The 22,485-nt window shown below is 73.4% G+C and carries 19 protein-coding genes; 13 read left to right on the top strand and 6 right to left on the bottom strand.

Annotated elements, in window-relative coordinates; all coding sequences use genetic code 11:
- Positions 1–4 precede the first annotated feature (4 nt).
- From ACIQF6_RS34665 to ACIQF6_RS34650, 4 genes are read left to right on the top strand one after another with little or no spacing between them, the layout of a single operon-like run.
- Positions 5–988 (top strand): LLM class flavin-dependent oxidoreductase, encoded by a 984-nt coding sequence (locus tag ACIQF6_RS34665; protein ID WP_400902472.1) that lies wholly within the window; start codon positions 5–7, stop codon positions 986–988.
- Positions 985–2,214 carry an MFS transporter gene (locus tag ACIQF6_RS34660; protein ID WP_400902469.1) on the top strand — a complete coding sequence of 410 codons (1,230 nt, stop codon included), beginning with the start codon at positions 985–987 and terminating at the stop codon, positions 2,212–2,214. Before ACIQF6_RS34665 ends, ACIQF6_RS34660 begins: the two co-directional genes overlap by 4 nt.
- A gap of 19 nt (positions 2,215–2,233) precedes the next feature.
- On the top strand, positions 2,234–2,824 hold the full coding sequence (locus ACIQF6_RS34655) for an NADPH-dependent FMN reductase (protein WP_400902466.1): 591 nt from the start codon (positions 2,234–2,236) through the stop codon (positions 2,822–2,824).
- 29 nt (positions 2,825–2,853) lie between these two features.
- Positions 2,854–3,519, top strand: a complete 666-nt coding sequence (locus tag ACIQF6_RS34650) for a hypothetical protein (protein WP_400902463.1) — start codon at positions 2,854–2,856, stop codon at positions 3,517–3,519.
- Between the two features lie 64 nt (positions 3,520–3,583).
- On the opposite strand, the gene ACIQF6_RS34645 is transcribed toward ACIQF6_RS34650, so the two are convergent.
- Entirely contained in the window at positions 3,584–4,270 is a 687-nt protein-coding gene (locus ACIQF6_RS34645; protein ID WP_400902460.1) for a hypothetical protein, read from the bottom strand.
- A gap of 147 nt (positions 4,271–4,417) precedes the next feature.
- Positions 4,418–5,035 (bottom strand): TetR family transcriptional regulator, encoded by a 618-nt coding sequence (locus ACIQF6_RS34640; RefSeq protein WP_400902457.1) that lies wholly within the window; start codon positions 5,033–5,035, stop codon positions 4,418–4,420.
- Positions 5,036–5,181: 146 nt separating this feature from the next.
- Between ACIQF6_RS34640 and ACIQF6_RS34635 the strand changes: the two genes are divergently transcribed.
- The gene (locus ACIQF6_RS34635) at positions 5,182–6,009 is read left to right on the top strand and encodes an SDR family NAD(P)-dependent oxidoreductase (protein ID WP_400902455.1); all 828 of its coding nucleotides are present in this window, start codon (positions 5,182–5,184) and stop codon (positions 6,007–6,009) included.
- 264 nt (positions 6,010–6,273) lie between these two features.
- Positions 6,274–7,491, top strand: coding sequence for a cytochrome P450 (locus ACIQF6_RS34630; RefSeq protein WP_400902453.1), 1,218 nt, complete (start codon positions 6,274–6,276; stop codon positions 7,489–7,491).
- A gap of 75 nt (positions 7,492–7,566) precedes the next feature.
- On the opposite strand, the gene ACIQF6_RS34625 is transcribed toward ACIQF6_RS34630, so the two are convergent.
- The 4 genes from ACIQF6_RS34625 to ACIQF6_RS34610 form a co-directional block, all read right to left on the bottom strand.
- Entirely contained in the window at positions 7,567–8,760 is a 1,194-nt protein-coding gene (locus tag ACIQF6_RS34625) for an acyltransferase family protein (protein ID WP_400902450.1), read from the bottom strand.
- A 183-nt stretch (positions 8,761–8,943) separates the two neighbouring features.
- Complete coding sequence (locus tag ACIQF6_RS34620) at positions 8,944–9,150, bottom strand: ferredoxin (RefSeq protein ID WP_400902448.1); 207 nt, start codon at positions 9,148–9,150, stop codon at positions 8,944–8,946.
- A gap of 5 nt (positions 9,151–9,155) precedes the next feature.
- Complete coding sequence (locus ACIQF6_RS34615) at positions 9,156–10,367, bottom strand: cytochrome P450 (RefSeq protein ID WP_400902445.1); 1,212 nt, start codon at positions 10,365–10,367, stop codon at positions 9,156–9,158.
- 124 nt (positions 10,368–10,491) lie between these two features.
- Positions 10,492–11,169: a TetR/AcrR family transcriptional regulator gene (locus ACIQF6_RS34610; RefSeq protein WP_400902443.1), complete on the bottom strand. Its 678-nt coding sequence runs from the start codon at positions 11,167–11,169 to the stop codon at positions 10,492–10,494.
- A 158-nt stretch (positions 11,170–11,327) separates the two neighbouring features.
- Here ACIQF6_RS34610 and ACIQF6_RS34605 point away from each other — a divergent pair, with 158 nt between their 5' ends.
- The 7 genes from ACIQF6_RS34605 (at position 11,328) to ACIQF6_RS34575 (ending at position 22,131) form a co-directional block, all read left to right on the top strand.
- A complete protein-coding gene (locus tag ACIQF6_RS34605) occupies positions 11,328–12,782 on the top strand; it encodes a DHA2 family efflux MFS transporter permease subunit (RefSeq protein WP_400902441.1) in 1,455 nt (484 codons plus the stop codon).
- Between the two features lie 217 nt (positions 12,783–12,999).
- Positions 13,000–14,034 carry a methyltransferase gene (locus ACIQF6_RS34600; protein ID WP_400902438.1) on the top strand — a complete coding sequence of 345 codons (1,035 nt, stop codon included), beginning with the start codon at positions 13,000–13,002 and terminating at the stop codon, positions 14,032–14,034.
- 46 nt (positions 14,035–14,080) lie between these two features.
- Entirely contained in the window at positions 14,081–15,862 is a 1,782-nt protein-coding gene (locus tag ACIQF6_RS34595) for an acetyl/propionyl/methylcrotonyl-CoA carboxylase subunit alpha (protein WP_400902436.1), read from the top strand.
- A 348-nt stretch (positions 15,863–16,210) separates the two neighbouring features.
- Positions 16,211–16,354 carry a hypothetical protein gene (locus ACIQF6_RS34590; RefSeq protein WP_400902433.1) on the top strand — a complete coding sequence of 48 codons (144 nt, stop codon included), beginning with the start codon at positions 16,211–16,213 and terminating at the stop codon, positions 16,352–16,354.
- 100 nt (positions 16,355–16,454) lie between these two features.
- Positions 16,455–19,589 carry a lantibiotic dehydratase gene (locus ACIQF6_RS34585; RefSeq protein ID WP_400902430.1) on the top strand — a complete coding sequence of 1,045 codons (3,135 nt, stop codon included), beginning with the start codon at positions 16,455–16,457 and terminating at the stop codon, positions 19,587–19,589.
- A complete protein-coding gene (locus ACIQF6_RS34580) occupies positions 19,586–20,992 on the top strand; it encodes a lanthionine synthetase C family protein (protein ID WP_400902427.1) in 1,407 nt (468 codons plus the stop codon). The genes ACIQF6_RS34585 and ACIQF6_RS34580 overlap by 4 nt, the downstream gene beginning before the upstream one ends.
- A gap of 182 nt (positions 20,993–21,174) precedes the next feature.
- Positions 21,175–22,131 carry an acyl-ACP desaturase gene (locus ACIQF6_RS34575; protein ID WP_400902424.1) on the top strand — a complete coding sequence of 319 codons (957 nt, stop codon included), beginning with the start codon at positions 21,175–21,177 and terminating at the stop codon, positions 22,129–22,131.
- Positions 22,132–22,485 lie beyond the last annotated feature (354 nt).

The raw sequence follows: 22,485 nt of genomic DNA, 5'->3' as shown, positions 1-22,485 counted from the left end.
GCCAATGGAGGACCCCACGATGGACGTCGGCCTGATCTTCGACCTGCGCAACCCGCAGGAGTGGCAGCGCCCCTGGGCGGACCACTACGCCCAGACCCTGGAGCTGTGCGAGGAGGCGGACCGGCGCGGCATCGGCGGCCTCTGGTTCACCGAGCACCACCTCTTCGAGGACGGCTACCTGCCCCAGCCGCTCACCTTCGCCGCCGCCGCGGCCGCGCGCACCCGCCGCGCCCGCATCGGCACCTCGGTGCTGCTGCCCGCCCTGCGCAAGCCCGCCCAACTGGCCGAGGAGGCCGCCCTCGTCGACCTGATCAGCGGCGGCCGCCTGGAACTCGGCATGGGCGCGGGCTACCGGGTGCCCGAGTACGCGCTGTTCGACACCGAGTTCAAGTCCCGCTTCGCCCGCACCGGCGAGCACATCGCCGAGATACGCCGGCTCTGGGAGGAGGGCGCGATCACGCCCGGCCCGATCCAGCAGCCGGTGCCGCTGTGGGGCGGCTTCTACGGCCCGCGCGGCGCCCGTCTGGCCGGGCAGCTGGGCATCGGCCTGCTGCACATCAACCGCGACAAGTTCGAGCACTACCGCGCCGGCCTGGAGGAGGGCGGCCACGACCCGGCCACCGCCCGGGTCTCCGACCTGCTGCCGATCATCCTCTCCAACGACCCGGACCGCGCCTGGCACCGCGTCGCGCCGTACCTGGCACACCAGTTGAACTCCTACCAGCAGCTCTCGGTGGAAGGCACGGACCGGCCCAAGCCGCCGCTGATCAAGGCCGAGGACCTGCGCAACCGCACCTCCGACGCCCCCTGGGGCGCACTGCGCATCCTGACCCCGGAGGACGCCGCCGCCCAGATCAAGGAGATGACGGCCGGGCTGCCCGTGCAGCACCTGATCTTCTGGGCGAGCATCGCCGGCATGCCGGACGACCTGGTCGCCGAGAACCTCACCCTGGTCAGCGAGAAGCTGCCGCCGCTGCTGTCGTCATGACGGCCGCCGCCACCCCGCTCCCGCGGCCCGCCCCGGCGGCGGCGCCCGAGCGCTGGGACCGCCGGTCGTGGGCCATCCTGTTCACGCTCTCCGGCAACATGATCCTCGACGCCCTGGAGGTGTCGGTGGTGCTGGCCGCGCTGCCCCGGATCGGCGCCGACCTCGGGCTCGGCCTGCCCGCCGTCCAGGCGGTGATGAGCGGCTTCGCGGCGGGCTTCGCGGCACTCCTGCTGCTCGGCCCGAGGCTCAACGCCCGGTTCGGCCGCCGCCGTTCCTACCTCGGCGCGATGCTGCTGTTCGCCGCCGCCTCGGTGGTCGGCGGACTGACCGGCAGCGCGGCGCTGGTGATCGCCACCCGCGCGGTCAAGGGCGCCTGCGCCGCGCTGACCGCCCCCACCGGGCTCGCCATCATCAGCACGACCTTCCCCGAGGGCGCGCAGCAGCGCCGGGCGGTGACCGTCTACTCGCTGTTCGGGGCGGCCGGATTCACCGCCGGGCTGCTGCTCTCCGGGCTGCTCCTGCAAGCGAGTTGGCGCTGGACGTTCCTGTTCCCGGCACCCGTCGCGGTGGTGCTGCTGCTGGCCGGCCTGCGACTGATCCCGCGCGACCGCGGCCGGACCCGGCCGCCGAGGCTGCGGGCCGCGCTGCTCCGGGACGGCTCGCTGCTGCGCGCGGCCCTGGGCGCGGCCGCGCTCAACTCCACGTACCACGGCCTGCTGGTCCTGGTCGTCTTCCAGACCCAGCAGCGGCTCGGCTGGACGCCCTGGCAGACCGCCCTCGGCCTGCTGCCCGCGTGCGTGCCGCTCGCGGTGACCGTCCCGTTCGCCGGACGGCTGGTGGGCCGGTTCGGCACCGCCCGGCCGATCGCGCTCGGGGCGCTGGCGCCGGTGGCGGGCTGCGCGCTGTACCGGTGGCACCCGGCCGGGTCGTACGCGGCCGGGATGCTGCCGGCGCTGCTGCTGGTCGGCATCGGCTTCGTCTTCGCGTTCGCGGCGCTGAACATGCAGGCCACCGCCACCGTCGCGGTCCCGGACCGGCCGGTGGCGGTGCCGCTCTACCAGGCCGCCGTGCAACTGGGCGCGGTCCTCGTGCTGCCGCCGACGGCGCTGCTGCTCGACCGCCGGGGCGCCGGCGCGGCGCTGTCGCTGCTGCTCGGCGTCGCCACGCTCGGCCTGCTGGTCGCGCTCACCGCGCTGCGCCGGCCGGCCCCGACTCCCTCCCACTGAACGGAAAGGTTCGGACACTGTGACTCCTCCCCTCTCACTGCTCGTCATCGTCGGCTCGGTGCGCGACGGACGCCTCGGCCCGGCGGTGGCCGACTGGTTCGTCGGGCAGGCCGGGGCGCACGCCGGCGTCGAGGTCGAGGTCGTCGACCTGCTCGACCACCCGCTGCCGCTGGTCATGCCGGAGCCCGGGCGGGAGCCGTCGCCCGGGACCGCGGCGGTGCGCGACCGGCTCGGTGCGCAACTCGCCGCCGCGGACGCCTTCGTGGTCGTGACGCCCGAGTACAACCACACCTTCCCCGCCGCGCTGAAGAACGCGATCGACTGGTTCTTCGACGAGTGGGCGGCGAAGCCGGTCGGCTTCGTGTCCTACGGCGGCATGAGCGGCGGCCTGCGGGCCGTCGAGCACCTGCGGCAGGTCTTCGCGGAGCTGCACGGCCTGTCCGTGCGGGAGTCGCTCAGCTTCCACAACGCGTGGGAGGCGTTCGGCGCACAGGGCGCGCCGGGCGTCGGCGAGGACGCGGAGGCCGCCGCCAAGGTGATGCTCGACCGGCTCGTGTGGTGGGGCGAGGCGCTGCGCGCCGCCCGCGCCGAGCGGCCGTACGAGCGCTGAACATCCCTCGAGAACAAGGAGTTGCCCTCATGACCACCACCAGCCCGGCGGCCACGCTGGACCCGCCCGACGTCCGGCGGCCCGACGACGCCGCGGTCTTCGTCAGCCACTGGTACGTCCCGGACCGGGAGTTCGGGCTCGCCGCGCTCCGCGAGGTCGTCGACGCGTGGACCGCCACCCCGTGGCCCGCGGGCGTGCTCGCGCTGAGCTGCTACCTGGGCACCGACGGGGACACCGTGCTGACGTACGCGCAGTGCACCGACGCCGGGGCGTACCGGGCGCTGCTCGGGCGGCTGAGCGGCCGGGCCGCGGCCGAGGCGGTGGAGTACCGGCTGCACCGCAGCATCGTGCTGGACACCTCGGGCCGGGCGCCCGGCACGGTGATCGTGGCGACCTTCGACGTGGACGGCCCGGACCGCCAGCGGTTCATCGTCAACTCGATCGCCGACTCGATCGAGGAACTGCCGGCCGCCCAGCACCCGGGCATGCTCTCCGCCAACTTCCACGTCAGCCGGGACGGCACCCGGGTGCTCAACTACGCGGAGTGGACGACCGACCGGGCGCACGACGAGTTCCTCGCCGGGGCGACGCACGTGACGACGCGACGGATCTCGACCAGCATCCCCGGGGTGCGCCCGATCGGGTTCCGCCGCTTCCACCTGTACCGGAGCGTGCGCGCCGACCGCGTGCGGTGAGCGCGCCCGAAGGCCGGTGCCCGTACGGACGTTCCGTACGGGCACCGGCCTGCTGCCGCGGGTGTCAGGACCCGAGGACGACGGAGGCGTGGTGGGCGTACAGGGCGCCGAGCTCGTCCTCCTGGTTGCCGACGTCGACCAGCATGACCTTGGTGAGCACCTCCATGTGGGCGACGGCCTGCTGCTCGGTGATCCACTCGGAGAAGATCAGCACGCTCCGCCCGTCCAGCCCGATGTGCATGTTGGCCGCGATCGCGCCCGGGTAGGCGCGGTCCTTGCCGGCCGCCCGCTCCTCGGACTTGAGCAGGTCCTCGATCCACTGCTCGGCCGTCTGCCGGTCGGCCATCGGGAACGCGGCGACCGGGAAGCTGGCGGCGGGCGGCGGCGGGTCGCCGACGGCGGTGCCGCGGACGGTCAGGTGGCGGCGGTAGGCGACCGGCTCCGGGCACGGGCCGGTCGCGAGCGCGAAGCCCGGGTTGGCGCGCGAGATGCTCGCCGGGTCCGCCAGCGCGGCGCGCAGCGCGGCCTCGGACGACCACTGCTCGTACGTCAGAACGGCGTCGCTGTGGGTGCTGGTGAAGCAGTGGAGCGCCACCAGGCCCTCCGGCCACGTCACGGAGCGCCAGTGCTCGACGACGGCGTCCGCCACGGTCTGCCGGCGGTCGGCGCCGCCCGCGCCGACCGCTCCGACGAGGACCGCGTCGACGTCGGAACGGGCGAATTCCGGACGGACGGTCGGGGTGGGGGACATCGGCGACTCCTCGGACCTGGAAGCTGGCACGGGCATGTGCACCAATCCTCCGGGGCGGGGCCGAGGCGGGCCAACCACCTGCCGTTCAGGTCTGTGTGAAGAATCGTCAGGTCGGTGCGGGAGCGTCAGGGAAACGTCAACGCCGCGTCAAACCTGCCCGTCCGCCGCCGTGCCGGCGGTCTGCTCGGCCCCGGCGGGCTTCAGGGCGCTTCCCGAGCCCAGCAGGACGGCCGTCACCTGGTCGAAGAAGGGCGAGATGTCGTCGACGCAGGCGTTCGAGAGGGCCGGCGTGTGGGCGATCGTGCGGGCGACGTTGATGCCGAGCAGCCAGGCGGTGAGCAGCTCCGCCCGCAGTTCGCGGTCGGGCTGGTCGAGGAGGCCTTCGAGGTTTCTGACGTAGGTGTCGTACAGCTGCGTGTTGAGGCGCTCGCGGCACTCCTCGCGGCTGGAGGAGCGGAGCAGGGCTATCAGCGGGTGGTCGACGCTGTCCTGGCGCATGGTGCTGTGCAGGAGGCGGGTGGGGATGTCCTCGGGCTCGCCGTCCGGCGGGAGGTCGTCCTGGTCGTCGATCGGGGCGAGGGCCTCCTCGAACAGCCGCTGCTTGGAACCGAAGTAACGGAAGATCAGCGTTGCGTCGACGCCGGCGTCCTGCGCGATGTCGCGGACGTTGGTGGCGTCGTAGCCGAGGAGGGCGAAGCGTGCCCGGGCCGCGGCCAGCAGACCGGCGGTGGTGGCCGCGCGGTTGCGCTTGCGGGGCTGGGTCATCGGTAACTCCCTTTAATCATCGCTTGTTGACATCTTAGTGGAGCGGGCATAGCTTGAGTGATGTCATCGGTTGAGGACTTAGCCTTCCGGCACTCCCGACGACGGCCTTTTTCCAGCACATCCAGGTATGCGCGAGGAGACTCTCGGTGAAGAACGTTGTGATCACGGGCGGTAACGACGGGATCGGGCGCGGCCTCGCGCTCGCCCACCTCGAGCGGGGGGACAACGTCGTCGTCCTCGGTCGCAGCAAGGAGAAGGGCCAGGCGTTCCTGGCCGCCGCCCAGGAGTTGGGCGCCGCCGACCGGGCGGCCTTCATCGCCGCCGACCTGAGCCTGATCAGCGAGAACAAGCGCGTCATCGGCGAGATCGCGGACCGGTTCGCGACCGTGGACGTCCTGGTGCTCTGCGCCCGGTACTTCCGCTCCGCCCGCGCACAGACCTCCGAGGGCCTGGAGAACACCTTCGCCCTGGAGTACCTGAGCCGCTACCTGCTCAGCCACGGCCTGGTCGAGCGCCTGGAGACCGCCGCCGCGCCGGTCGTCGTCAACGTCTCCGGCCCCGGCGTGGGCAAGCCCGAGATCTACTGGAACGACCTGTACCTCCAGCGCGGATACAACGGCATCGCGGCCCAGATGCAGGCCGGCCGCGGCAACGACCTGCTCGGCGTCTCCTTCGCCGAGAAGCACGGCGCGAGCGGGATCCGCTACATCCTGGTCAACCCCGGCTCCACCGCGACCAGCTTCGCCGGCGCCTACGACCCGCAGACGGCGATCCAGGTCGACGCGATGAAGCGGATGGGCAAGCCGGTCGCCCAGGCCGTCGCGCCCATCCTGGAGGCGATCGACAACCCGCCGGCCGAACCGCTGAGCGCCTTCGTCGAGGGCCGCCGGATCCGCGTCGACCACCCGGAGCTGTTCAGCAAGGAGGCCGCCAAGCGGCTCGACGGCGTGACCGAGGAGCTCCTCAACCGCTGACCTGCACCACCCCGCCGGACCCCCTCCGGCCCCACGAACGTGCCGCACCGACCCCCGAGGTGCGGCGCCGGCCCCGGTCCGGCCGTCGGCACTGCACAGTGCCGCGGCCGGACCGGCGCGTTCGCCCGCCGCACCGCGGGCCCGCACCACGCTTCCCCGGCCCTCGGTCCTGCGCCGCCGCTCCCGCCCACCGGGCGCACCACGGCTCGCCGGCAGGCCCGGCGGCCGCCGCAACCATCCGGAACCACGAGGAGGTACCCAGCCATGAGCGAACGGCGCCCCGCCTGCCCGCTCCACCACGCGGACTTCACTGCCGACGGACTCGACCTGGATCCGAAGTACGCCGGGCTGCGTGAGACCGACCCCGTCACCAGAGTGACGCTGCGCTACGGCGGCGACGCCTGGCTGGTCACCCGCCACGCCGACGTCAAGACCGTGCTCGCCGACCCCCGCTTCAGCCGGGCCGCCGCCGCCGGGCGCGACATCGCCCGCACCCTGCCGCTGCCCGACCAGCAGGACGCCTCGCTGCCCAGCCTGGACCCGCCGGAGCACACCCGGCTGCGCCGCCTGGTCGCCCGCACCTTCACCGCGCGCTGGGTGAAGGAACGCCGCGAACGCATCCAGGCGATCGTGGACGGCCTGCTGGACGACGTGGTCGCCGCCGGCCCGGGCACCGACCTGGTCGGTGCGCTCGCCTGGCAGGTGCCGCTGCGGGTGATCGCCGAGATCCTCGGCGTGCCCGCGGACGAGCGCGACGGACTCAAGGAACTGCTGGAGCAGTCGGTGGCGCTGTCCGCCGACGACCCCGAGGTCATCATGGCCGCCGACGCGGCCCTCGACGCCTACCTGGCCAAGCTGATCGCCGAACGCCGCGTCGAGCCCGCCGCCGACCTGCTCTCCGAACTCGTCCAGGCCCGCGACGAGGGGGACCGGCTCTCCGAGGACGAGCTCGTCACCCTCGGCGTCAACCTGCTGATCGCCGGTCAGGAGACGACGGCGAACGAGATCGGCAACTTCCTCTACACCCTGCTCGGCCGCCGCGAGCTGTGGGAGCAGCTGGTGGCCGACCCCGGCCTCGTGCCGAACGCGGTCGAGGAACTGCTGCGCCACACCCCGTTGGAGTCGAGCGTCGGCGGGCTCGGCTTCACCCGGGTCGCGCTGGAGGACGTCGAGCTGGGCGGGCGGACCATCCGGGCCGGCGACGCCGTGGTGGCCCAGAACGCCTCGGCCAACCGGGACGAGCGGGTCTTCGACCACCCGGAGGACATCGACTTCCACCGGGAGTCGGTGCCGCACCTGACCTTCGGCCACGGCCCGCACCACTGCCTGGGCGCGCCGCTGGCCCGCCTGGAGCTGCAGACGGTCGTGGCGACGCTGGTCCGCCGACTGCCCGGGCTGCGGCTCGCGATACCGGCCGACGAGGTGCAGTGGACGACCAACCGCGCCGTGCGCGGCGTGCGCGCCCTGCCCGTCGCCTGGTAGGCAGCCGGGCGCTCCGGTCCCGCAGCTGCGGGACCGGAGCGCCCGGACCAAGACCTCCGACACCTGCATCCCCGGTCAGGCCGACCGGTTCCCCGCCGGCGCCGCCCGCCGGCCCGCCCGGCCGAAGCGCCGCATCGCGGGCTGCTCCACCGCGCGGTACAGCGCCCAGGCGAGGAGCGTCGCCACCGCGCAGCAGGCGGCCATCACCGCGATGCCCGCGGGGACCGAGAACGTCCGGGTGGGGCCGATGAGTTGACGGCCGTACGCGATCACGCCGATGTGCACCATGTAGAAGGCGAAGGAGATCTCGCCGAGCCACACCATCGTCCGGCCCGAGAGCACGCCGGGCCGCTGCGCGGCGTCGCCGGCCGCGGCGGCCGCGACCAGCAGGGCCAGCGGCAGCGCGGTGACGGCCGTGACCCCGTACAGGTACGGGACGTTGAGCGCGGCGACGTACCCGCCGACGAGCAGCAGCGTCGCGGGCAGCAGCCCGATCTGGATCCAGCGGCCGGAGAGCACGATCCGCGCCATCAGGATGCCCAGGACGAATTCCAGCAGCCGCACCGGCGGGAAGGACGACACCGCGTAGTGGTGCCAGTTGGAGACGGCCGGGTTCCAGGCCAGTGCCGGGTGCCCGGGCAGCAGGTGCGCCGCCGCGAACGGGACGGCGAAGACGACCGCGACGGTGCCGAGCGCCCAGGCCCACAGCCGTCCCGGGCGGATCCGGGAGATCGCGGCGAACAGCCAGGGGAAGCTCAGGTAGAACAGCAGCTCGCAGGCGAGCGTCCAGCTCACCGGGTTCCCGGAGACGGCGTAGCCGAGGTCGGGGATCCACGACTGCACCAGCAGCAGGCTGGCCAGGCTGGGCAGGAAGTGGTGGACCGAGGCCAGGTCGGGGATGGTCTCGAACGGCGAGGGCGCGATGCCGGTGGCCAGCATGAGGGCGATCGCCAGCGCCCAGGTCGCGAAGTGGTTCGGGAGCACCTTGGCGGCCCGCCGGCGCCAGAAGGCACGCCGGGTGTCGTCCGGGCGCGCCGACCAGGCCAGCACGAAGCCGCTCAGCACGAAGAAGAACGAGACGCCGAGGTCTCCGGCCCGGCTGACGGCGAACTGCACGTCGTGGTTCACCCGGGCGCTGGTGAACAGGCCCGACGTGGAGATGTGGAACAGGAAGACCAGGAAGGCGGCGATACCGCGCATCCCGGTCAGGGTGGGCAGCCGCGCGTTCCGCAGGACGGGCGCGGGTCTCAGCGCGATGAGTTCGGTCACGGGAGTCTCCGCTCGCTCGTGGTCGGTCGCCGGTGGTCGGTCGCTCGGGTGGTCGCCGGCGGGTCGGTCGCTCGGGTGGTCGGTCGCCGGTGGGGCGGTCGTCGGTGCTCGGGCGGTCGTCGGTGGTCGGGCGCTCGGGCGCTCGGGCGCTCGGGCGCTCGGGCGCTCGGGTGCGAGGGGCCGTCAGTCGACCGGTTCGGTGGTGATGGCGCCGGTCGGGCAGCACTCGACGGCCTCCCGCACGGCGCCGGCCAGCTCGGCGGGGACGGTCGCCCGCAGCAGGACGACCCGGCCGTCGGCGGGGTCCTGGTCGAAGACGGCGGGCAGCGCGGCGGCGCACTGGCCCGAACTGCAGCACTTCTCGCGGTCGGTGAGGATGCGCAGAGCCACGGCCGTCACCACTGCACCGGCAGCGAGAACAGTCCGAAGATGTTGCCGCCGTGCCGGAAGTCCAGCTCCTCGACCGGCGCGGCCACCGTGAGCCCCGGCAGTCGGCGGACCAACCCGGCCAGCGCGGACTGGAGTTCGACGCGGGCCAGCGGCTGGCCCAGGCACTGGTGGACGCCGAAGCCGAAGGCCACGTGGTGCCGGGCCTCCCGCTCGACGTCGAGGCGGTCGGGGTCGTCGAAGGCGCGCGGGTCGCGGTTGGCGGTGGACGTCTGCAGCAGCACGCCCTCGCCGGCCCGGATCGTCACCCCGCCGATCTCCATGTCCTCGCGGGCGACGCGCTGGAGGCCGGTCGGGATGATCGACTGGTGACGGAGGATCTCCTCGACGGCTCCCGGTATCAGCGACGGGTCGGCCACCAGCTTCTCCCACTGCCCCGGGTGGGACTGGAGGGCGACCACCCCGAGGGCGATCTGGTTGGCCGTGGTCTCGTGGCCGGCGATGAGCAGGTTGAGCGCCATCCCGGCCACCTCGTGGCGGGTCAGCCGGCCCGTCCGCTCCTGCTCCACCACGAGCCGGCTGATCAGGTCGTCACCCGGTTCGGCGTCCTTCTTCCCCGCCAACTCGGCCAGGTACTGGGCCAGTTCACCGAGCGCGGTGTTCACCTGCTCCGGCGTGGCGGTGGTGTCCTGGACCAGCTGGCTGCGGTGCTGGAAGTAGCCGTGGTCCTCGTAGGGGACGCCGAGCATCCGGCAGATGACCATCGAGGGCAGCGGGAGGGCGAAGGCCTCCATCAGGTCCGCCGACGGGCCCGCGGCCACCATCGCGTCGATCAGCGCGTCCACCGTGGCATCGACCTCGACGCGCAGCGCCTCCATCCGCTTGACGATGAACTCCGAGGTGAGCATGCGGCGTTGCTGGGTGTGCTCGGGCGGATCCATGCGGATGAAGGTGATCAGCGCCTCGCCGATCGCCTCGGCCTGGGCCGCGGAGAGGAACGGGAAGCCGGCCCGCCGGACGTCCGAGCTCAGGCGGGCGTCGCGCAGCGCCTGGCGGACGTCCGCGTGCCGGGTCACCAGCCACGGCCGGCTGCCGTCCCAGAGCGTGACCCGGGAGACCGGGCGCTCCTCGCGCAGTTCGGTCATGAACGGCGCGGGGTCCATCGGGCAGCCGGTGGCGGCGGCGGGGAAGGCGGGTGTGGGGGAGTCGGTGGTAGTCACAGGTCAGGACGCTGCCGCGCGGCCCGCGCCGCGGTCAACGGAGTTTGCGTCAACCTGTGTCGGCCGCACGGGAGTTGCAGGAATTCTTGAAATCCCCTGACGTTTCACCCGCCCCGTGCGTCACTCAGGTGTGGCTCCCCGGCGCATCGGGTACGTGGCCGAATGCCTTGAGAAAGGTGTCCACCGCGTCCCGTGCCATGCTGTTCAGCTCGTCGATCGGGACCTGCTGGGTGCCGTAGCGGGAGCGGGTCTCCATCGGGCCGGTGAGCAGCGCGATGAACTGTTCGGCGGCGCGGACCGGGTCGGTGGCGTTCAGCCGCCCGGAGAGGGTCAGCCGGGCCAGCCGGTCGGCCATCGCCTCGGTGATCCGGTCGGCCCCCTGGCCCTGGACGGTGTCCAGCAGGTCGGGGAAGCGGGCGACCTCCGAGTAGAGCAGCCGGCGCAGGGCCCAGGACTGCTCGCTGCGGTAGCAGAGCAGCAGGGCCTCGGCGACGGACACGAGCGCCTCGCGCAGGTCGTCGCCGGGCGGGACCAGGCGCTCGACGGCGGCCAGGTTCTGGGCCGTCGCCTCGTCGGCGGCGATCTGGACGGCCTGGCGGAAGAGGTTCGCCTTGTCGTTCAGATGGTTGTAGACGGTGGGCTTGGCGACGCCGGCCTCGGACGCGATCTCCTTCACGCACGCGTTGGCGTAGCCCTGGCGGGCGAACACCGTGAACGCGGCGCTCAGGATCGCTTCCCTCTTGTCGATGCGGCCGCGCGGCGCCTTGCGCCCGGTCTCGGCTGTCGTACTCGCTTCGGTCACCCGGTCATCGTACTCGGGGCGGCAGCAAGTTGAACCCATGGGTTCAAAACTCTGGTCGAGTTGGTTGCGGAGCCAACTGAGGGGCCATTAGATTGAACCCGTTGGTTCAAAACTTTTGAGCCCGGCGCACACCCACATACTCAACCGGAGAAGCAGCTATGTCCCAAGACCGGGCCGATCGGCTCGAACCCGCCCTCGTGCGGATGATCGCCGTGATTCTGCTGGGCGGCATTCTGGGCATCCTCAACAGCACGATGGCCTCCGTCGCCACCGGCACCCTCGCCCACGAGTTCGGCACCTCGCTGAACACGATCAGCTGGACGTCCACCGGCTTCCTGCTCGCCGTCTGCGCGATGATCCCGTTCACCTCCTGGGCGGTGGACCGCTTCGGCAGCAAGCGGATGTGGCTGATCGGCCTCACCCTCTTCCTCGCCGCGTCGCTGCTGTGCGCCGCCGCCTGGGACGTCGGCAGCCTGATCGTCTTCCGCGCCCTCCAGGGCGTCGCGGCCGGCATCCTCGACCCGCTCGTCCTCGTGCTGCTCGCCCGCGCCGCCGGACCGGCCCGCGCCGGCCGCGTCATGGGCCTGATGGGCGTCGTCCTCTCGCTCGGCCCGGTGCTCGGCCCGATCGCCGGCGGCGCGGTCCTGCAGAGCCTCAGCTGGCGCTGGATGTTCCTGCTCGGCCTGCCGATCGGCCTGATCGCCCTGCTGCTCGCCGTCAAGGTCGTGCCCACCGACCAGCCGGCCGGCCCGGAGCAGCCCCGCGTCCGGCTCGACGTCATCGGCCTCGCCCTGCTCGGCCCGGGCTTCGCCGTCCTCGTGCTCGCCATGACCCAGTCCGCCGAGCAGGGCGCGTTCGCCGTCTGGCAGGTGCTGCTGCCGCTGATCCTCGGCGCCGTGATGCTGATCGGCTACGCCGCCCACGCGCTGCGCGCCGGCAACAAGGCGCCGCTGATCGACCTGCGCCTGTTCAAGAACACCAGCTTCACCGCCAGCGTCACCGTCATGACCCTCAGCGGCCTGGCCACCTTCGCCAGCCTCTTCGCCCTGCCGCTGTACTACCAGCAGGCCCACGGCCACGGCACGCTCGTCGCCGGCCTCCTGGTCGCCCCGGTCGGCCTCGGCGCCGCGCTCGCCATGCCGATGGCCGGCGCGCTCAGCGACCGGATGGGCAGCCGCGGCCTCGCCCAGGGCGGCGCCGTCGTCGCGGCCCTCGGCGGCTTCGCCCTCACCCAGGTCGGCGCCGACACCTTCGAACTCTGGCCCTCGCTGGCTGCGCTGGTCATGGGCCTCGGCCTCGGCTTCGTCGGCGCGCCGACCATGGGCTCGCTCTACCGGACCCTGCCCATGCACCTGGTGCCGCAGGGCAGTTCGGTCCTCTACATGCTCAACCAGCTCGGCGCCGGCATCGGCATCGCCCTCGTCACCGTCATCCTGAAGACCGTCGGCGGCGACGACGTCATGCGCGGCATCCACGGCGTCTACTGGTTCGCCATCGCCACCCTCGCGGTGCTGCTGGTCGCCACCCTCTTCCTGCCCGGCAAGGTCGAGGCCCCGCCGGCCCCGGTCGAAGAGGTGGCCCCCGTCGAGCAGGGCGCGCCCGCCGCGCACTGACCGCCCCGGACCGCACCCGGACCGCACCCCCGAACCTGCGCCAGGCCGCCCAACGGCCCGGCGCAGGTTTGTCGTTGCGGGCACCCCGGGATGACATAGATCTGACATTTCTTCAACTACTTCTGAATTTGCGGCCCTTGGCCACACTGCGCCCGTCCGGAAGAATTGACCGCAGTTCCGCAACCGGTAGGAAATTCGTTCCTAGGAGACAACGGTCATGAACGCCTCGAACCCCCAAGCGCCCGCCGAGCCCAACCCGGGCCAGGTCATGGGAATCCTGACCGGCTACTGGCAGACGAAGATCCTGCTGGCCGCGACGGACGCCGACCTCTTCACCCGGCTGTCGGAATCGCCCGCCACCGCCGAAGAGCTCTGCGAGCGCCTCGGCTTCGCCATGCCCGGCGCCGGCGACTTCTTCCTCGCGCTCACCGGCCTCGGACTCCTCGAACTCCAGGACGGGAAATACCGGAACACCCCGGCCGCCGCGACATTCCTGGTGCGCGGCCGGCCCGAATTCGTCGGCGGCTACCTCCAGTTCTGCGACCGCGAACTGAACCCCGCCTGGGACGGCCTGGCCGGCTCGCTGCGCACCGGCCTTCCGAACAACCTCGCCGCCACCGAGGGCAACCCGTACCACTCGCTGTACGCGGACGAGTCGGCCACCGACTCCTTCCTCGACAGCATGGACATGTTCAACACGCCGATCGCGGCCCGGCTGGCCGCCCTCGACTGGTCCGGCTACACCTCGTTCGTCGACGTGGGCGGCGCCCGCGGCAACCTCGCCCACCACCTCCAGAACGCCCACCCGCACCTGGAGGCCGGCGTCTTCGACCTGCCCCAGCTCGACCGCGCCTTCCAGAAGCACATGGCCGCGCTCGCCCCGGCCAAGCCGATCGCCTTCCACGGCGGCGACTTCTTCACCGACCCGCTGCCCGAGGCCGACGTGCTGGTCTTCGGCCACATCCTGCACAACTGGGGCACCGAGGACCGCCGGCGACTGCTGAACAGCGCGTACCGGGCCGTGCGCCCCGGCGGCGCGGTGATCATCTACGACCCGATGGTCAGCAACGAGACCCCGCCGCTGTTCGCGCTGCTCGCCAGCCTCAGCATGCTGGTCTGGTCGGCGGGCGGGCACGAGTACTCCGTCGAGGACTGCCACACGTGGCTGAAGGAGGCCGGCTTCCGCCCCGAGACGGTGGGCCTCGCCGAGTCCCGCGACGACGTGCTGATCATCGCGCACAAGGACCGCTGACCCACCGTCACCCGCCGCCGCCGACAACCCGCCCGGGAGAGCCACAGTGCGCAAGGTGCTCATCGCCAATCGCGGCGAAATCGCTGTCCGCGTCGCCCGGGCGTGCCGGGATGCCGGTATCGCGAGTGTCGCCGTGTACGCCGAGCCGGACCGGGACGCGCTGCACGTGCGGGCGGCCGACGAGGCGTACGCGCTGGGCGGCGACACCCCGGCGGGCAGTTACCTGGACATCGCGAAGGTCCTGAAGGCGGCCGCGGATTCGGGTGCGGACGCGGTCCACCCCGGCTACGGCTTCCTGTCCGAGAACGCCGAGTTCGCGCAGGCCGTGATCGACGCGGGTCTGACCTGGATCGGCCCGCCGCCGCAGGCGATCCGCGACCTGGGCGACAAGGTCACCGCCCGGCACGTCGCGCAGCGCGCCGGCGCGCCGCTGGTCGCGGGCACCGCCGACCCGGTGTCGGGCGCCGACGAGGTGGTCGCGTTCGCCTCCGAGCACGGTCTGCCGGTCGCGATCAAGGCGGCGTTCGGCGGCGGCGGCCGCGGCCTGAAGGTGGCGCGGACGCTGGAGGAGATCCCGGAGCTGTACGAGTCGGCGGTGCGCGAGGCGGTGGCCGCGTTCGGCCGCGGCGAGTGCTTCGTCGAGCAGTACCTGGACAAGCCGCGGCACGTCGAGACGCAGTGCCTGGCCGACCGGCACGGCAACGTGGTCGTCGTCTCCACCCGTGACTGCTCGCTCCAGCGCCGCCACCAGAAGCTGGTGGAGGAGGCCCCCGCGCCGTTCCTGACCGCCGAGCAGAACGCGGAGCTGTACCGGGCGTCGAAGGCGATCCTGCGCGAGGCGGGCTACGTCGGCGCGGGGACCTGCGAGTTCCTGGTCTCCCAGGACGGCCTGATCTCGTTCCTGGAGGTCAACACCCGTCTCCAGGTGGAGCACCCGGTCTCGGAGGAGGTCACCGGTCTCGACCTGGTCCGGGAGATGTTCCGGATCGCGGACGGCGAGGAGCTCGGCTACGACGACCCGGAGGTCCGCGGTCACTCCTTCGAGTTCCGGATCAACGGCGAGGACCCGGGCCGGGGCTTCCTGCCCGCGCCCGGCACCGTGACGCTGTTCGCCCCGCCGTCCGGCCCGGGCGTCCGGCTGGACGCCGGCGTGGAGTCCGGCTCGGTGATCGGCCCCGCCTGGGACTCCCTGCTGGCCAAGCTGATCGTCACCGGCGCCGACCGCAAGCAGGCCCTGCAGCGCGCCAAGCGCGCCCTGGAGGAGTTCAGGGTGGAGGGCATGGCGACCGCCATCCCGTTCCATCAGGCCGTGGTCGCCGACCCGGCGTTCGCTCCCGAGGTGCACGGCTCCGAGGGCCCGTTCACGGTCTTCACCCGCTGGATCGAGACCGAGTTCGAGAACACCATCGCGCCGTTCGCGGGTGCGGGCGGCGACGGCGAGGAGCCCGAGGGCCGCGAGACCGTGGTGGTCGAGGTCGGCGGGAAGCGCATCGAGGTGTCGCTGCCGTCCTCGCTGGGCGTGGCGTCGGCCCCGGCGGCGGGCGCCGGCGCGGGCAAGGCGAAGCGCCGGGTGGGGGCGAAGAAGGCCGCCTCCGCGGTCTCGGGCGACACGCTGGCGTCGCCGATGCAGGGCACCATCGTCAAGGTCGCCGTCGAGGAGGGCCAGGTCGTCGCCGAGGGCGAGCTGATCGTGGTCCTGGAGGCGATGAAGATGGAGCAGCCGCTCAACGCCCACAAGGCCGGCACCGTGACCGGTCTGAAGGCCGAGGTCGGCCAGTCCGTCTCCAGCGGCGCCGCACTCTGCGAGATCAAGGAGCCGGCGCCCTGAGCGCCTGACGCTCCGGCTGCGTCCGCACGATCGCCCCGGACGCGGACGCGGACGCGGACGCCGATGCCGACGCCGCGGCCCGGTCCGCGCCCGCTGCTCGGCGAGCCCCGGCGGCGGTTCCGCACGGCCCGGCCCCGCCCGGCCCCGCCCGGCTCTGCCCGGGTCGCGGCCGTCCCCGCACGGCCTGTCGCCCGACCCCCGGCCCACCGTTCGACCCGGCCCACCACCCGAACCGGTTCGCCGCCCGTACCGCGGCGGACCTCCCGAAGCTCCGGTGCGCGCACCCGCGTGCACCGGCCGCCGGATTCCCGGCGAACCCACCCACCCACCCACCCACTGGGAGACATCATGAGCACCATCACTGCCGAGCTCGAGTTCGACCTGGACCTCGACCTGGAGATCGTCGTGGAGGAGGGCGCCGTCGCCGGCGCGAAGTCCTTCACCCTGACCGGCACCTGCCTGTCCTGCCCGATCACCTCCTGGCTGTGCTGATCCGGTGACCGGCGCCGGGCGGTGCGCGCACTCCGCGCCCACCGCCCGGCACCGGCGCGCGCCACGGGCCGGGCAGGACGAACAGGACGGATGGAACGGGATGGACGGGATGCGGACGGACAGCGGCACCGGCTTCGAATCGGCGGGAGTGGCGCTGCTCCGCGCGGCCGTCCTGCCGCTGCCAACGGACGACGGCAGGGCGCCCTCCGCTTCCCCCGCCTCCGACGACCCCGAGCATCCGGACCGCCTGCGGGCGGAGGTCGAACTCCTCGCATCCGAGCCGGAGTTCATGGCCGCGGTGGACCTGGCGAGCCCCGTCCTGGCGGCCGAGGCCCGCCGGGTGCGGGCAGGGGAGCCGCTCAAACCCCGGCGGTTGCGCCGCCTCGCCGTCTCGCTGCTCAAGTACCGCCTGCGGATGACCCACCGGGCGACCCCCTTCGGTCTCTTCGCCGGGGTGGCCGTCGCCGGCTTCGGAACCTCGCCCGCCGCCGAACTCGGCACCGACCACCGGCCCGTCAGCCGCCCCGACGCCGGGTGGCTGGACAGCGTGCTGACCACCCTGCTCGCCGACCCCGCGGTGCTCCGCGGCGGACGGCTCGTCGCCAACGCCCTGCGGATCGAACGCGAGGGCCGCCTGGTGCTGCTCGACGTCTACGAGGCCGACGGCGGAAGCCAGTTGCACCACTCGGTCGGGCTGAGCCCGGCCGTCCGGCAGCTGCTGGAGTGCGCGGCCGAGCCCGTCGACCGGTCGGAACTGCTGGCCCGAACGGTCGAGCGCTTCCCTCGGGCGGGGGAGGCTGCCGTCGACCGCGCCATCACCCAACTCGTCCGCACCCGCTTCCTGTTGAGCGACCTCGCCCCGCCGCCCGAGTGCGCGGACCCGCTCCGCCACATGCTCGACCGGCTGGACGGGCTCGGCCATCCGGCGGCCGCGGCCCTGCGCGGCGTCCAGGCCTCCCTCGCCGAGCTGGACGCCGCGGCTCCGGCCGACCGGGGACGCGCGCTCACGGCGGCGCGCGAGCGGATGGCGGCGCTGCACCCGAGCGACCACCTGATCCAGACCGACCTCGCCCTGGACGCCCGCGTCGTCCTGCCGGAGGAGGTCGCCCGCGAGGCCGAACGGGCGGCCGACGCCCTGTGGCGGATCTCCCTGATCCGGCCCGGGAGCCCGCACCTGCGCGAGTACCACGAGGCCTTCCTGGAGCGGTACGGCACCGACCGGGCCGTACCGCTGCTCGAACTGCTGGACGAGGGACGCGGGTTGGGGCTCCCCGCGGCCTACCGGACGGCAGCCGCCCGCCCGGCCCCGCACCCGGAGGCGGACGCCCGGGACCGGGTGCTCGGCGAACTCCTGCTCACCGCCGTCCGGCGGACGCCCGCCGGCTCGGTGCCCGAAGTCCGGCTCGACGAGCGGGCGTTGAACGACCTGGCCGGGCCGACGGAGCGCCGGCTGCCGCGCTCCCTCGAACTCGGCGCCGAACTCCTCGCCGACAGCTGGGACGCGCTGTGCGCGGGCGACTTCCGGCTCGTCCTGGGAGGCAACCCCGGCTCCCCACTGGCGGGCGCCACCTTCGGCCGGTTCGCCCACCTGCTGGGCGAACGGGCCGCCGACGTCACCGCGTTCGTCCGGCGGGCCGGCGGCGGCGCCGAGCCCGGGGAACGCGCCGCGACCGTCGCCTACCGGCCCCGCGCGATCCGCTCGGGCAACGTCGCCGTCGTCCCGCAGTGGCTCCCGGACCGGATCCCGCTGGGCGTCGGCCCCGCCGCGACGGAACACGCCCGGGACCTGCCGGTCGAGCACCTCGCCGTCCACGCCGACCTCGACGGCCTCCGACTCACCGACACCCGCTCGGGGGAGCCCGTCCGCCCGGTCTCGTACTCGATGCTCAACCCGGCCGGCGGCCACCTCCCGCACCTCGCCCGGTTCCTCCTCGAACTCGGACAGGAGGGCCAGGACTGGTGCCTGCCCTGGAACTGGGGCGCCTGGTCGACCGCCCCCGCCCAACCCCGGGTCAGCTACGGCCGCACCGTGCTCGCCCCCGCACGCTGGCTGCCCGACCGCGCCCTGACCGCAGCCGTCGGAGGCCCCGACCGGGAGGCGGAGGTGGCACGTTGGCGCGAGCGCTGGAGCGTGCCCCGACACGTCCTGCTGACCCGCGCGGACCACCGCATCGCCGTCGACCTCGACCAGCCCCTGCACCGGACGGTCCTCGCCGAAGAACTCGCCCGCCCCGGAACCGCCGTCGTGGAACGCCTCGACGCCGACCGCCCCGGCACCTGGCTGACCGGACCGGACGGACCGCACGCCACCGAACTCGTCCTCCCGCTGCTCGCCGAGCCGAAGCCCGCGAACCGCACCGCACCACGACGGCCCGCCCCCCGCCTCCTGCCGGACCGGGCCGCCACCACGCACCTGCCCGGCGGGGAGTGGCTGTACGCCAAGATCTACGTCCCGCAGGCGCGCCAGGACGGCGTCCTCGCCCGGCAGTTGACGTCGATCACCGACCCCGCCCGGCTCGCCGAGGACGGCGTGAACGACTGGTTCTTCCTCCGCTACGCGGACCCGGACCCGCACCTGCGGCTGCGCTTCCACGGCAAACCCGCCGACCTCCGGACGGCCCTGCTGCCCCGCCTCCACGACTGGGCGGAACACCTGCGTGACGCCGGACTGGGCGGGCGGCTCGTCCTGGACACCTACGACCCCGAGACGGAACGCTACGGCGGCCCCGCCCCGCACCACGCCGCCACCGGGGTGTTCCACGCCGACAGCCGGGTGGTGATCGCCCAACTCGCCGCCGGAAAAGCCGTCTTCGGCCACTCGGGCGCGACCCTCGCGGCGCTGGGCGTGCTCGACCTGCTCACCGCCCTCGGCACCCCCGAAGAGGCCCTCGCCTGGCTGAGCGGCGAGCCCGTGCGCGCCCGGGTCGGCGACGTCGACCGGGACACCAAGAAGACGGTGGCCGCACTGCTCGACCCGAACGGCCGCCCACGACCCGCGCTCACGCCGGAGACGGCCGGGCCGTGGGCCGAACGGGCGGACGCCCTCACCGGCCTGCGCGCCGCGACGGCCACCGCCACGACCGGCCCGACCCGCCGGGCGAACGTCGCGACGAGCCTCGCCCACCTGCACTGCAACCGACTCCTGGGCCCCCGCCCCGACGACGAGGCGCTGGCCCACGCGATCGCCCGCGAGGCCCTGGCCCTGCGCATCGACCGGAAGCGGCACGGCCGATGAGCACACCCGAGATCCGCCGCACCCCGCCCGCGCCGCACCGCGAGCGCCGCCGGGCCGCCGAACGGACCGCGCAGACCGCCCGGGCCGTCGCCCACCAGGTCGGCGAGCGCCTCCGCGACCCGCAGCACGTCGCCGACACCGCCGGACGCGCATTCGCCACCGCCCCGACCGGCCTGCTGCTGCCCGGGTGGCAACCCGCCTCCACCCTGCTCGGGCATCCCGGGATCGCCCTGCTGCACGTCGTCCGGGCACGGCGCGAGCCCGACTGGTCGGCTGTCGCGCACGCACACCTGGCCGCCGCCGTCCGCTCCGCCCCCGCCGCAGGCCCGGCCGCGGCGGGCGACCTGATCCTCCCCACCCTGCTGCACGCCCGCCTCACCGGTGGATACGCCAAACTGCTCGCCCGCAGCGCCGAGTTGAACGCCGCCCACACCGCGGCCGCGGTCGCCGGGCTCGACGCCCGACTGACCGAGCACGGACCGGGCCTGTCCTACCTGGACTACGACGTCATCGCCGGGCTCGCCGGCCGGGGCCGCACCCTGCTGGCCGCCGCAGGCGCCGGCGACGACCGCAGCGCGGCAGTCCTCTCCGACCTGCTGCACCTGCTCGTCCGGCTGACCCGACCCACCGAGGTGCGGGGTCGCGAGGTACCGGGCTGGTGGTGCGCGCCGGAGCGCTACGTCGTCGACCGCGACCGGCTGGCCTACCCGTCCGGAGACTTCAACCTCGGTGCCGCACACGGGATTTCCGGCCCGCTCGCGCTCCTCGCCCTCGCCCACCGCGCCGGAGTCCAGGTACCCGGCGGGCCCGAGGCGATCCGCTCCGTCACCGACTGGCTCCTGACCAGACAGCTGACGGACCAGGCGGGCGCCTACTGGCCCGCGCGGATCCCGTACGAGCAGGAGACCGGCCAGGCCGACGACACCGGCACCGCCACCCCCCGGGCAGGCTGGTGCTACGGCGCGTCCGGCATCGCCCGGTCCCTCTACCTGGCCGGCCGCGCCCTCGCCGACCCGGCGGTCCAGGCCCGCGCCCGCGACGCCATGCGCGCCGAACTCGCCCGCCCGCTCCCGAGCACGATGACGGACGACCCCGGCCTGTGCCACGGCCGCGCCGGTCTGCTGCACACCGCCGTGCGGATGGCGGCCGCCACCGACGACCCGGCCCTGTGGACGGCCGCGGACCACGCCGCCGCCGAACTCGCCGCCGCCTTCGACGAGACCGCGCCCTTCGGCTACCGCCAGTACGTCCCCACCGCTTCCGGCCCCCGACACCTGGACAGCCCGGCCCTGATCGACGGCGCCACCGGCGCAGCCCTGGCCCTGGCCACCTACGCCGACACGCAGTCCGACCCTCGCGGCGGGGAGGCGCCCGACTGGGACGCCGCCCTGCTGCTGACGTGACGTTGCCGCCACGGGCCCTGTCGCAGGAGGCGGCCGACGAATGCCTGACAGCCCCGGCCGCTCCGGCCTCTCCGACAGGCGCGAATTAGGGCCGAACGGCCCCAGACACCGCCGGGGCGACAAACCTACGGTGGCGTTACCTACGGCACCGTAGGTTTGTTCGTCGATCGAGAGTTGGACCCGTGAGCAGCACCTCCTCCCCGGCCCGGTGGACCGATGCCCGACTTCTGCAGGCTCTGGAGGAGGTGGTCGAGCGCGAGCTCAACCGCCACCTGGGGGTCTTCAAGGAGTGGATGCCGCACGAGTACGTGCCCTGGAGCCGGGGTCGGGACTTCGACGGGCCGCTCGGCGGTGAACCGTGGTCGGTCGAGCAGTCGCCGCTGACCGAGGTGGGCCGGGTCTCGCTGGTGGTGAACCTGCTGACCGAGGACAACCTGCCCAGCTACCACCACGAGATAGCCACCCTGTTCGGCCGGGACGGCGCCTGGGGCACCTGGGTGCACCAGTGGACCAGCGAAGAGGCCCGGCACTCGATGGTCATGCGCGACTACCTCATCGCCTCCCGCGCCGTCGACCCCGTGGAACTGGAGCGGGCCCGCATGGCCCACATGCAGAACGGCTTCGTCTCCGACAACCGACACTCGCCGCTCCACACGGTCGCCTATGTCGCCTTCCAGGAGCTGGCCACCCGCATCTCGCACCGCAACACCGGACACGCCTCGGGCGACCCGGTCTGCGACCGGATGCTGGCACAGGTCGCCAACGACGAGAACCTGCACATGATCTTCTACCGGAACCTGCTCCGGGCCGCCTTCGAACTCGCCCCCGACCAGGCGATGCAGGCCGTCAACGAGGTGGTCACCAACTTCCGCATGCCGGGCCACGGCATGCCCGGCTTCGAGCGCGCCGCCGCCCGGATCGCCGTCGACGGCGTGTACAACCTCCGCGTCCACCTCGACGACGTGCTGATGCCCGTCCTGCGCCACCTCAAGGTGATGGACATGGGCGGGCTCGGCCCCGACGGGGTGCGGGCCCAGATGGAACTGGGCCTGATGCTCGACGGCCTGGCCACCCAGGCGACCCGCTTCGACGAACGGCAGGCCGCGATCCGGGCCCGGCGGGCCGCAGCGAAGGCCTGAAGCCAGGACCTGAAGCCAGGACCGGAAGCCAGGGCCTGAAGCCAGGGCCTGGACGTCCGAAGCCTCCGCCTTGTGACGCCGGCGGAGGCTTCGGGCACCCGGGCCGCGTTCGAGGGACATCCGGGCCAGCAGGGATGTTTGTCTCGGGCACGGAGTTGGAGTACTGTTCACCAGTCGCTCGGCAGGGAGCACCGGACACGCATCTGTGTGGACGGTCCCGGGGCGGCCAATCCTCGAGAACCACCCAGTTGATCCGTGGCGGGTCGCGTCCTTTTCGCGTCTCCGTTCGTATTTGCTGTGCGCGTTTTCGGAGATTGCGGCGGATTCGCTTTTCGGAGCGGGGATCGGCTAGAG

It is taken from the genome of Kitasatospora sp. NPDC092948 (assembly GCF_044754805.1).
GTDB lineage: Bacteria > Actinomycetota > Actinomycetes > Streptomycetales > Streptomycetaceae > Kitasatospora.
This window is presented reverse-complemented; position numbering and strand designations above follow the sequence as displayed.